The 10,871-nt window shown below is 63.3% G+C and carries 9 protein-coding genes and 3 pseudogenes; 7 read left to right on the top strand and 5 right to left on the bottom strand.

The features are described 5' to 3' along the window. Positions 1-100 (top strand): annotated as a pseudogene (locus I5W_RS34270) (ABC transporter substrate-binding protein); the annotation flags it as partial. Next, positions 88-480: pseudogene (locus I5W_RS17225) on the top strand (RsmD family RNA methyltransferase); the annotation flags it as partial. The pseudogenes I5W_RS34270 and I5W_RS17225, both read left to right, overlap by 13 nt. Positions 481-493: 13 nt before the next feature. Here the strand turns inward: I5W_RS17225 and I5W_RS33490 are convergent. Then, positions 494-748 (bottom strand): annotated as a pseudogene (locus I5W_RS33490) (MotA/TolQ/ExbB proton channel family protein); the annotation flags it as partial. A gap of 194 nt (positions 749-942) precedes the next feature. Between I5W_RS33490 and xseA the strand changes: the two are divergent. The 4 genes from xseA (at position 943) to I5W_RS17205 (ending at position 4,578) form a co-directional block, all read left to right on the top strand. Next, positions 943-2,349 (top strand): exodeoxyribonuclease VII large subunit, encoded by a 1,407-nt coding sequence (xseA, locus tag I5W_RS17215; RefSeq protein WP_017454356.1) that lies wholly within the window; start codon positions 943-945, stop codon positions 2,347-2,349. Positions 2,350-2,697: 348 nt separating this feature from the next. Then, positions 2,698-3,276: a superoxide dismutase [Fe] gene (gene sodB / locus I5W_RS17210; RefSeq protein ID WP_013233193.1), complete on the top strand. Its 579-nt coding sequence runs from the start codon at positions 2,698-2,700 to the stop codon at positions 3,274-3,276. 266 nt (positions 3,277-3,542) lie between these two features. Further along, positions 3,543-4,025, top strand: a complete 483-nt coding sequence (locus I5W_RS31425) for a hypothetical protein (RefSeq protein ID WP_148289132.1) — start codon at positions 3,543-3,545, stop codon at positions 4,023-4,025. 166 nt (positions 4,026-4,191) lie between these two features. Further along, a complete protein-coding gene (locus I5W_RS17205; RefSeq protein ID WP_044530135.1) occupies positions 4,192-4,578 on the top strand; it encodes an OsmC family protein in 387 nt (128 codons plus the stop codon). On the opposite strand, the gene I5W_RS17200 is transcribed toward I5W_RS17205, so the two are convergent. The 3 genes from I5W_RS17200 to I5W_RS17190 all read right to left on the bottom strand — a co-directional run bounded on the left by I5W_RS17200 (position 4,560) and on the right by I5W_RS17190 (position 8,411). Next, complete coding sequence (locus tag I5W_RS17200) at positions 4,560-5,456, bottom strand: DedA family protein/thiosulfate sulfurtransferase GlpE (RefSeq protein WP_044530134.1); 897 nt, start codon at positions 5,454-5,456, stop codon at positions 4,560-4,562. The genes I5W_RS17205 and I5W_RS17200 overlap by 19 nt on opposite strands. Before the next feature lie 288 nt (positions 5,457-5,744). Further along, positions 5,745-7,124: a glucarate dehydratase gene (gene gudD / locus I5W_RS17195; RefSeq protein ID WP_044530133.1), complete on the bottom strand. Its 1,380-nt coding sequence runs from the start codon at positions 7,122-7,124 to the stop codon at positions 5,745-5,747. Between the two features lie 171 nt (positions 7,125-7,295). Beyond that, the gene (locus tag I5W_RS17190) at positions 7,296-8,411 is read right to left on the bottom strand and encodes a LacI family DNA-binding transcriptional regulator (RefSeq protein ID WP_044530132.1); all 1,116 of its coding nucleotides are present in this window, start codon (positions 8,409-8,411) and stop codon (positions 7,296-7,298) included. Between the two features lie 202 nt (positions 8,412-8,613). Between I5W_RS17190 and dkgB the strand changes: the two genes are divergently transcribed. Continuing rightward, positions 8,614-9,423, top strand: coding sequence for a 2,5-didehydrogluconate reductase DkgB (gene dkgB / locus I5W_RS17185; RefSeq protein WP_044530131.1), 810 nt, complete (start codon positions 8,614-8,616; stop codon positions 9,421-9,423). An 83-nt stretch (positions 9,424-9,506) separates the two neighbouring features. Here dkgB and I5W_RS17180 read toward each other — a convergent pair. Beyond that, a partial coding sequence (locus I5W_RS17180) for a S1C family serine protease (RefSeq protein WP_050010684.1) occupies positions 9,507-10,871 on the bottom strand: 1,365 nt, incomplete at its 5' end.

Raw genomic sequence — 10,871 nt, 5'->3', positions numbered from 1 at the left:
AATGATCACCACCGATGCCATCACCTGGACCGTCAAGCTGAGGAAGGGCGTGGTGTTCCACGATGGCAAGCCCTTGACCCCGGCCGACGTGGTCTATTCCGCGTGGTGATGGTGGAAAACAATGGACCGGCGGTGCGCCAGCTGGAAGCCAACCGCGCCAAGCTCAAGGCCGAGAGCATCGCCATCGTGCGAGGCGACGCCCTGGCCGCGGTACAGAACGCCGCCCAGCGCGAACCGGGCGGCTTCAGCCTGGTCTTTATCGACCCGCCGTACCACCAGGGCTGGCTGGAAAAAGTGTTGCCAGCGTGCATGTCATTGCTCACGCCCTCCGGCCTGGTCTACGTCGAGGCCGAATATGCGCTCCACGGCGCGCAGGCCCCCGCCTGGATGCAAGCCTGGGAAGTGGTGCGCGCCGACCAGGCCGGCATGGTCTTCTATCATTTATTGCAACGCAAAAGCAGCGCCCAAATTGAGGCATAATGCGCCTTCTTATGCGCGGCGCATCCACGTTGCGCAGGCCGGCAGCCAGCACCTGGCCCAGCGGCGAATTCTGTTCCAGCTTGTCGATCACGTCTTCGGTGACGCGCCCGCTCTGGTAGACCCGCACCACCTCGCCCAGCAGGTCGGGCGGCAGGATACGGGCGCGGCGCAGGTAGACCAGTCTTTCGATGACCAGCGCCAGGCCGATGATGGATGCAATCAGCAAGGGCCAGATCGGCCAGCCGGCGGCGAGGATGATGGCGAGCAAAACGTACTCCTAATGAAATGCGGATGAATCTGATGAACGGATGACAGTGGATGCAGCTGAAGCAGCCCGACCGAGCGCTGGCGAACGGTCGTCTGCTGCGGTGCAGAATGTAGCCGGTTGTGCGCGCCTGGGCAAGCGGAGCCGGCTTGGCTTTACAATGCAGCATTGTATCGCCCCTGAAGTGCCTACGTCCCATGCCCGCCGACAAGTTCCCCCCCTTCCCCACTGCCCGCCCGCGCCCGGAAGCCATGCCAGCGGCCACTGCCACCGATGGCGGCCCGCCCATGCTGACGGTCTCGGCCCTGAACCAGGCGGTGGCGCGCATGTTGGAGCGCAACTTCCCGCTGATCTGGGTCAAGGGCGAGATTTCCAATTTCACCCGCGCCGCCTCCGGCCACTGGTATTTCAACCTCAAGGATGACGGCGCCCAGGTGCGCGCGGTGATGTTCAAGGGCCGCGCCCAGTACGCCGGCTTCATGCCGCGCGAGGGCGATAAGGTCGAGGTGCGCACCCTGGTCACGCTCTACGCCCCGCGTGGCGACTACCAGTTGAACGTGGAAGCGATCCGCCGCTCCGGCGTGGGCGACCTGTATGCGGCCTTCGTGCAACTGAAGGAACGCCTGGAACGCGAAGGCCTGTTCGACCGTGAGCGCAAGCGCGCCCTGCCGGGCTTCCCGCGCCGCATCGGCATCGTCACCAGCCCCCAGGCAGCAGCCTTGCGCGATGTCTTGACCACCCTGCGCCGGCGCGCCCCGCATGTGGAAGTAGTGCTTTACCCCACCCCGGTGCAGGGCGAAGGCGCGGCCCAGCGCATCGCCACGGCCATCCAGACCGCCTCGGCGCGTGCCGAATGCGATGTGCTGCTGGTCTGCCGCGGCGGCGGCAGTATCGAAGACCTATGGTCCTTCAATGAAGAGGTGGTGGCGCGCGCCATCGTGGCCGCCGCCATGCCGGTCATCTCGGGCGTGGGCCACGAAACCGATTTCACCATCGCCGACTTCGCCGCCGACCTGCGCGCCCCCACCCCCACGGCCGCCGCCGAGCTGGCCGCCACCGCCCGCGAGGATTGGCTGGCCGAGCTGCGCAGTCACGCCTTGGACCTGACCCGCGCCCTGCGCCGCAGCCTGACCGACAAAGCCCAGAGCGTGGACTGGCTGGCACGGCGCCTGGTCAATCCCGGCGCGTATATACAGCATGAGCGGGTCAAGCTGGCAGCGCTGCAAACCCGGCTCTCGCACGCCACCCGCGTACCGCTGACCCGGATGCGCCACCGCCTGCAGCAACTCTCCACCCATCTGGCGCACCAGATCCCCGACACCGCCCACGCCCGGCGCGACCTGCACGACCTGGCGCGCCGCCTGCAAGGCGCACAGGCAGCCCAGCAACTGCGCCAGCGGCAGGTGCTGGCGGGCTGGCATACCCAGCTCGAACTGCTCAACCCGCAACGCACCCTGGAACGCGGCTACGCCATCGTCAGCGACCGCCAGGGCCGCGTCCTGCACGCCCCGGCAGAACTGGCCGCGCGCAGCGAGGTCACCATCCGCCTGGCCCAGGGCAGCGCCGAGGTCGGCATTGCCAGCGTCCAGCCGCGGCTGGATTGAAGACAGATGCAGGGTCGATGGCAGCGCCTATTGACCGCTGTGGCAGACTTTTTTCGCATAAGCTTTTTCCGCGCGTGAGGCTGACCAGATGCGACATCCGGCCTGCTGGAGCCAGCCATGGCCATGCAGATGAGCTGGAACGTCTTGCCGGTGCTGGCATCTACGGACTTGCCTCTAGATACGGCACTGTGACGCCAACAGGAACCATTCGCATTGCCGCCCTGGCGGCGGACGCCAGCCTGATTGCCGCCGCATTTGATCGAGTGCAAAGAATTGTCTTCCGCTTTAGAATCTCAGGTTCGGAAAAGACCCCTTCGTAGCAAACCAACAAGACTGAAAGGATTCATCATGGCACATACCCTTCCGGCACTGCCTTACGATCTGGACGCGCTGGCGCCCACGATTTCCAAGGAAACCCTGGAATATCACTATGGCAAGCACCATCAGACCTATGTGACCAACCTGAACAACCTGATCCCGGGTACCGAATTCGAAAACCTGTCCCTGGAAGAGATCATCAAGAAATCTTCCGGCGGCATCTTCAACAACGCCGCTCAGGTGTGGAACCACACCTTCTACTGGAACGGCCTGACCCCCAAGGGTCAAGGCGCTCCCAGCGGCGCGCTGGCTGACGCCATCAACGCCAAGTGGGGTTCCTTCGACGCCTTCAAGGCCGAGTTCACCAAGCAGGGCCTGGCCAACTTCGGTTCCGGCTGGACCTGGCTGGTCAAGAAGGCTGACGGCACTCTGGACATCGTCAACACCACCGGCGCCGGCACCCCGCTGACCACCGACAGCAAGCCGCTGTTGACGGTCGACGTGTGGGAACACGCCTACTACATCGACTACCGCAACGCACGCGCCAAGTATGTCGAAAACTACTGGGGCATCATCAACTGGGACTTCGTGGCCAAGAACTTCGCCTGATCGACTAGTTTCCCCAGGCAAAAAACTTTTCATGCGTTAATAGCGTTATACCGTTCAGTTTAGATTTTTCTAAGACCACGAACGCTACAACGAAGAAGTAATGCTTTGACGGCTCGGTCGAAAACTCGACCGAGCCGTTCACACTTATGCAAAACCGTTTCGCGAGATTTTGTTATAAAAAGCTTTAACTTAGACCGCTAACGAATCTAAGATTTTCCGTTTGCGTTATCACTTGGGGATTTGATATCAACAATTAGGGGGAAGATATGGCAGCTACTAAGCGCAGCCAAAACACGTGCAAGGATTGCCATTACACGTGGTATCCAAAGGGGAAAAACCTATCTCGCGAATGCCCTAACTGCAAAAGCAAAAACGTCAAAATAGTCGGGCCTGGCCTGGGTTCAATCTTGGGCGGAATCATCGCAATTGGTATTGCAGTCGCAATGTTCGGCGGAAACAAAAAAACGGAAGAAGCAGTTCGCCCAGTGATCGCGCCGACCGAGACGGTTTCCGTTCAGCCTCCCGTTGAAGTTAGCCCCCCAACTCCACCGACAGCAGTCAAATCAGCCCACTCCGCTGAGGCCGTGATCGTGCCTGAGCGACAAGAACAGGTTCCTACGGCGGCCCCGATGGCTGACAATGAAAGAGTAGTATCAGAAGAAGAACTTAAGCAAATGAAGGCACAGGCCGCTGAACAAGATCAAAGCTCAACTTCTAACGCTGCTAGCGCTACCGATACCAAATATTGACCATAAAGACCTGTTGTAGCCGTAGCACCGATCAATAAAGGAAAAATCGCCGCCTTGAATAACTCAAGAGCGACGATTTTTCTTTGTTTTCAGCCATATTGAAGACAAAAAACTGGACACACCCGTGCCACAATCGCCACTTCCACCTCGATCAAATGGAGACCCCATGGCCCACGTCACCCTGCACAACGCCGCCGGCTACGCCCAGGACATCAAGGCGCGCAGCCACCAGCTCAAGTCCGACGAACCCGAAGACAATGGCGGCAAGGACAGCGGCCCGGCCCCCTATGAATTGCTGCTGGCCGCGCTGGCTTCCTGCACCTCGCTGACCTTGCGCATGTATGCCGACCGCAAGGGCTGGGAGCTGGGCAGTATCTCGGTGGATGCCCACTTCGGGCGCGACGACAGCGGTCTGGAAACCATCACCCGCAAGATCAGCTTCGGCAATACGCTCACCCCGGAGCAGTTGACCCGCCTGGCCGAGATCTGCGAAAAGACCCCGGTCACCAAGACCATCCGCCAGGGCACGGCGATTCAGACGTCGATGGCGTAACCGGCCGCGCGCCAGGCATCGATGCCCCCGGTCAGCGGCCGCACGCGCGTGTAGCCGCGCCGCATCAACTGGCGCGCCACCAGGGCCGCCGAGGCTTCGTTGGGACAGGCGCAATAGACCACCACCTCGCCCTCTACCGGGCCATCGAAGACGAAGGTCTGGATTTCCTGGTTGGAAATCGTCACGGCGCCCGGAATGCGGCCATCCTGTTGCGACAGCGGCGAGCGTACATCGATGATGGTGGGGGCATTGCCCGCTTCCAGCAGGGTATTCAACTCATCCACCGAAATGCGCGCCATCTCCAGCGACTTGCGGAAACGCCGCCGCTGCCACCACTTGTTGGCCACGAAGGCGGCCAGCGCCACGGCTATCATCAACATGCCGTAATGGCCCAGCTCGGCCAGCACGTTCAAGAGGTCATCCACGGCCGAGCTGAACAGCGAGCCCAGGAAAATCCCCAGCCCTGCCCACAACGCACTGCCCGCCGCATCCCACAGCACGAAGCTGAGGCGGCGCGTACCCATGGTGCCGGACAGAGCGCTGGCAATCGAGGCGAAGCCCGGAATGAACTTGGCCAGCAAGAGCGAACGCGCGCCCCAGCGCAGGTAGATCGATTCGGTCTGGCGCACGCAGGAGTCCGGCGAGAGCGAAATGCGGCACAGCCGCGACATGATCTGGCGCCCATAGCGACGGCCCGCGAGATACCAGACGTAATCGGCCATCAGTGCCGCGCACACCGCCAACAGCAGCAACAGCGCCGGCGAATAACGACCGCTGGCCGAAAGTGCGCCGGTGATGATGAGGGTAGGATAGGCCGGCACTGGCGCACCCAGTTGCTCGACCAGCACGTTGACGAAAACAACGCCCTTTCTGGGCAGAACCCGAAGGGAGCGGCCCGTTTGGGCGAATTGCTGCGTTACGAATTTGGGTCAAGACGCCCAGTCTTGACCCAAATTCGCGCCTTGCACTTCATCCCAAACGGGACTCGCTCGCACTCACGCCTATTTATGAAATGAGTTCTAATTGTTCATCCTCATTTGCGGAGAATTCCCTCCATCACCTCACATGGGAAGAAATATTCACCTGACAGACCATTACCCGCCCTCCAGTTGGGTGGGTGCCTATAGCAATGCATAAGTCCAATTTCAGGTCGAAAGGCGCCGCCTTCAGCGCACCAGGCAAGGCTTCTTGTGATCGAACTTCCAGCCCGGGATCAGGTACTGCATGGCCACGGCGTCATCGCGCGCGCCCAGGCCCATGTTGCGATAGGTCTGGTGGGCCGCCTCGATCTGCGCCATGTCCACTTCCACGCCCAGGCCCGGCTTGCTCGGCACCTGCACCTTGCCGCCCACGATCTGCAGCGGTTCGCGCGTGAGGCGCTGGCCCTCCTGCCAGATCCAGTGGGTATCGATGGCGGTGATCTTGCCCGGCGCGGCGGCGGCCACGTGGGTGAACATGGCCAGCGAAATGTCGAAGTGGTTGTTGGAGTGCGAACCCCAGGTCAGGCCCCACTCGTTGCACATCTGCGCTACCCGTACCGAACCCTGCATGGTCCAGAAATGCGGATCGGCCAGCGGGATATCGACCGATTGCAGCGAGATCGCATGGCCCATCTGGCGCCAGTCGGTCGCTACCATGTTGGTAGCAGTCTGCAAGCCGGTGGCGCGGCGGAATTCAGCCATCACCTCGCGCCCGGAATAACCCTCCTCGGCACCGCACGGGTCTTCCGCATAGGCCAGCACGTCATGCTGGTCACGGCACAGGCGGATCGCATCCTTGAGCAGCCAGCCGCCGTTCGGATCGAGCGTGATGCGGGCCTTGGGGAAGCGTTCGGCCAGGGCAGTGACGGCCACGATCTCTTCCTCGCCGCGCATCACGCCGCCCTTGAGCTTGAAGTCATTGAAGCCATAGCGCGCATAGGCGGCCTCGGCCAGGCGCACCACGGCTTGGGGCGTCATGGCGGCTTCGTGGCGCAGGCGCAGCCAGTCGTCGGCGGCATCCGGGGCCGAAAGATAGGGTAGATCGGTCTTGTTGCGGTCGCCCACGTAGAACAGGTAACCCAGCATTTCCACCTCGCTGCGCTGCTGGCCCTCACCCAGCAATGCCGCCACCGGCACTTCCAGGAACTGCCCCAGCAAGTCCAGCAGCGCCGCTTCCAGCGCGGTGACGGCGTGGATGGCGATGCGCAGGTCGAAGGTCTGCAAGCCGCGGCCACCGGCATCGCGATCGGCAAAGGCGCTGCGCGCACGGTTCAGGATGCCCTGGACATTGCCGATGGACTGCCCCACCACCAATGCGCGCGCATCTTCCAGGGTCTGGCGGATGCCCTCCCCGCCCGGCACTTCCCCCACGCCGGTGTGGCCGGCACTGTCGGTGAGGATGACGATGTTGCGCGTGAAATACGGACCGTGGGCGCCCGACAGGTTGAGCAACATGCTGTCATGCCCGGCCACCGGGATGACGCGCATCTCGGTCACGCGCGGGGCGCCCTTGTGCAGGGCGGCGGACGAATCGGGGACAGCGGCAGCGATGGCGGGCTGGTTCATGGCTAAGCCTTCTCTTTTAGTGAAAGGGAACTGAAGTATTGTGGAGCAAGCAGATTTGCTTTGGTAGCGCTACCAAATTCAACGGGCAAATGGTAGCGGTACCAAATTCAAGTGTCAATGGTCTGAAAACTGCCTTTCAGCACGACATAGATGAAGGAAAGAGACTGCGCCTCAGGCGCTCTCGCGCTCGATGATGGAAAAGCCCACGTCGATGATGCGTTCAGCCACCTCGATGCCGGCGGCGCGGTCGATGATGAAACGCGCGGCACGCTGGCCGATGCCGGTGCCGTCGATGCGCACCGTGGTCAGGCGCGGCTGCAGGTCGCGCGAGAATTCCAGGTCACCGAAACCGACCACCGCCAGTTGCTCGGGAATGGCAATGCCACGGCTTTGTGCCTCGATCATCACGCCCAGCGCCAGCAGGTCGGAGCTGCAGAAGATGGCATCGATGTCCGGCTGGCGCTGCAACAGCTCGGCCAGTCCCTGGCGGCCCTGCCCCAGCGTGGTCGGCGCGCTGACGTGATGCATGGCCAGCGGAGCCGGCCCCTGGTGCATCCCCAGCGCCATGGCTTGCTGCGCAAAGGCATTCATGCGCCGCTGGCTGCGCTCATCGCGCCCGCCCACCACGGCCACTCGCTGGCGAGCGCGTCCATGCAGGTAACGCGCCACCTCGCGACCGATGGCCTCATGCGAGAAGCCCACCAGCATATCGATGGGCGAGGTAGTCAGGTCCCAGGTCTCCACCACCGGGATGCCGCTGGCCAGCAAGCGCTGGCGCGCCTGCGGGGAGCGCATGATGCCGGTCAGCACCACGCCATCGGGACGGCGCCCGATGATGGCTTCCAGCAGCGCATCCTCGCGGGAATTCTCGTAGCCGCTCTGGCCCAGCATGACCTGGTAGCCGGCGGCGGCCAGGGTCTCGGTGAGGGTATGGACGATTTCCTGGAACACCGGCCCGATGACAGTGGGCACCACCACCGCCACCAGCCGGCTCTTGTTGGACGCCAGGCCCCCGGCCAGCAGGTTGGGCACATAACCGGTCTTCTCCACCGCCTCGCGCACCTTCTGCAAGACCTTGGGCGAGACCGCCGCCGGGGTATTGAGCGCGCGCGACGCCGTGATGGGCGCCACTCCGGCCAACTGCGCCACATCGCGCAGCGTGACGCCACCGGCACTCTTGCGCGGACCACGGCGGCGCGGCTCGGCGCCGTCCTCCTCGCGGAAGTCGCGGTGGGGCTCGGGGGAAGACTCGGGGGGGAAATCGCGGGGCTCTGGCATGGCCGGCATTCTAGCATCGCCGCTGGTAGCGTTACCAAATCGCCAAGGTCGACGCCGCCGCCGCGTGGATTATTGAGCGTGAGTCAATGATGTTTTGTGGCTGCGCTGGTTCTTGCAGGAAAGGAAGTGGTCGATACTTGTCGCTTATCTTCATATCCGGCAGCCCGGTTGCCGTTATCGGGCCCGCCGCACCATTGGAAAGGACACATTCATGCATATCGCCTCGCTCCCGCCTCTCGGCCTGGGTACCTTCCGCCTCAAGGGCCAGCAAGTGATCGACTCGGTGCGTACCGGCCTGGAACTGGGCTATCGTCACATCGACACTGCCCAGATCTACGGCAACGAAGCCGAAGTCGGCCAGGCCATCGCCGACAGTGGCGTGGCACGTGATGCCCTCTTCGTGACCACCAAGATCTGGACCGAGAACCTGGCCGGCGACAAGCTCATCCCCAGCCTCAAGGACAGCCTGCACAAGCTGCGCCTGGAGCAGGTCGACCTGACCCTGATCCACTGGCCCGCCGCCGATGACGCATTGCCGGTGGCCGATTACCTGCACACCCTGGCGCAGGCCAAGGCCGAGGGACTCACGCGTCAGATCGGCATTTCCAACTTCACCATCGCCCACATGGAGCAAGCCATCGCGGCCATCGGCGCCGAGCAGATCGCCACCAACCAGGTCGAGATCCATCCCTTCCTGCAAAACCGCAAGGTGGTCGAGTTCGCCCGCGCCAAAGGCATCCACCTGACCGCCTACATGCCGCTGGCCTATGGCAAGGTGATGCAGGATGCCACCCTGCTGGAGATCGCCGCCCGCCACGGCGTCTCGGCCGCGCAGGTGGCGCTGGCCTGGTCGCTGCAGCAGGGCTTTGCGGTGATCCCCTCTTCCACCCGGCGCGAGAACCTGGCCGCCAACCTGGCGGCACAGACGCTGCGCCTGAGTCCAGCCGAGATGGAGGCCATTGCCGGCCTTGATCGGGGCGAGCGACTGGCCAATCCAGACTTTGCGCCTGCGTGGGATTGAGCCGCTCCAGCAGGGCTGGAAACGAAGATGCCGTGCACGGTCCCCCGCGCACGGCATCTTCTTGTTGAACCGACTGGCCGGGGTCAGGGCTTCTTGCTGACCTGGCTCTGCCCCTGATTCTGATTCTGCAATTGCAGATGCAATCGCTCGATGGCGCTGCCCACCGGAATGAAGAAATTCATCCCGGCCAGCCCCTTGGCCCCCAGCCCGGCCACGGTGATGCCCACCACCTGTCCCGACTTGTCCAGCAAGGGGCCACCGCTGCTGCCGGGCAGGATGGCCACGTCGCTTTGCAGGAACTCCAGATCGCGCACCATGCGCACGCCACTCAAGATGCCGCGGGTGAGGGTGGTATTGAAGGCGTCACCCAGGGGCGAACCCAGGGCATAGACATCCTCGCCCACGCCCGGCTCGCCGTTGCGCAGCGGCATGGGCCGCACCCCTGGCGCCTCGGTCTTGAGCAGGGCGATGTCGCGCGCGGCATCGGCCCGCGCGACCTGGGCCACCAGTTCGCGTCCGGTGGGCAGGCGCACCCGCACCGACTGGGCGCCGCCGATGACGTGGTAATTGGTCAGCAGCCAGCCGGAACTGCCGATGTAGAAACCGGTACCGGAGCCGCGCTCGGTCAATACCGTCACCACCGCCGAGCGCAGTTCGGGCATCACCTTGGCGATATCGCTGCCGGGATGTTCGGCGGGCTGGTTATCGATCAGTACCGGGCTGCCCGGCGCCACCGGGTCGGTCGTGCCCTGCGGCAGGTTGGCATTGGCAGCAGCGGCCACGCTGTCATAGGGCGCCTGCACAGCCAGCGCGAACTGGGGATCGGCCAGCAGGTTGCGCACCGCCACGGCAAATGCCTCTACCGGCATGGGCGGGACCGCGCCCTCGAAGTTCTTGTCACGGGCGCGGTAGACGCCCTCGGTGGTGGTGCGATAGATCACCTTGCGCTGCTCGGGGGCGAAGACCTGCCATTCCAGGCGAACATAGGCTTCGCCGGTCCAGGTATTAGTACCCTTGAGACAGAGATTGGTCTGCACCTGCGACACGATCACCCCCACCTGCAGATTGAAATCCTGCGGCCGAGGCTTGTCGCCCGTGCCTGGGGCATTGGCGTCGGTCTTTTCCTGGAACAAGGGTTGCGCCACCGGCATCGGGACCGGATAGCCATACTGCTGCAACTCGCGGCGGAAGCGCGCAAACATGGCATTGGTCGGCAATAGCAGCTCGGCGCTTTTCTGGTTCCAGACGATGTCGTTCTTGCGTGAGCAGAACAGCCCGCCCTGCAACTCGCCGATGATCGGGCTGGCCGCATCGAAACGTCGCTGGGAACGTGCCAGGTAGGCGGGTCGGGCAGTCGCTTCGGGGGGAAGCTGCAGCGGTATCTTGACTTCCACCGCGGGCATCACCGCCTCGTTGGCCTGCACCTGGACCGGCATCAGGAATGCGCA

This window comes from Herbaspirillum sp. B65 (genome assembly GCF_000333555.1).
GTDB classification, from domain to species: Bacteria; Pseudomonadota; Gammaproteobacteria; order Burkholderiales; family Burkholderiaceae_D; genus Herbaspirillum; species Herbaspirillum rubrisubalbicans.
This window is presented reverse-complemented; position numbering and strand designations above follow the sequence as displayed.

Excerpts from the sequence above, each read along its gene's own strand:
- I5W_RS17205 (WP_044530135.1), top strand. The coding sequence starts at position 4,192 with ATGGCCCACGTCACCCTGCACAACGCCGCCGGCTACGCCCAGGACATC.
- xseA (WP_017454356.1), top strand. The coding sequence starts at position 943 with ATGCCCGCCGACAAGTTCCCCCCCTTCCCCACTGCCCGCCCGCGCCCG.
- I5W_RS17190 (WP_044530132.1), bottom strand. The coding sequence starts at position 8,411 with ATGCCGGCCATGCCAGAGCCCCGCGATTTCCCCCCCGAGTCTTCCCCC.
- gudD (WP_044530133.1), bottom strand. The coding sequence starts at position 7,124 with ATGAACCAGCCCGCCATCGCTGCCGCTGTCCCCGATTCGTCCGCCGCC.
- sodB (WP_013233193.1), top strand. The coding sequence starts at position 2,698 with ATGGCACATACCCTTCCGGCACTGCCTTACGATCTGGACGCGCTGGCG.
- dkgB (WP_044530131.1), top strand. The coding sequence starts at position 8,614 with ATGCATATCGCCTCGCTCCCGCCTCTCGGCCTGGGTACCTTCCGCCTC.
- I5W_RS31425 (WP_148289132.1), top strand. The coding sequence starts at position 3,543 with ATGGCAGCTACTAAGCGCAGCCAAAACACGTGCAAGGATTGCCATTAC.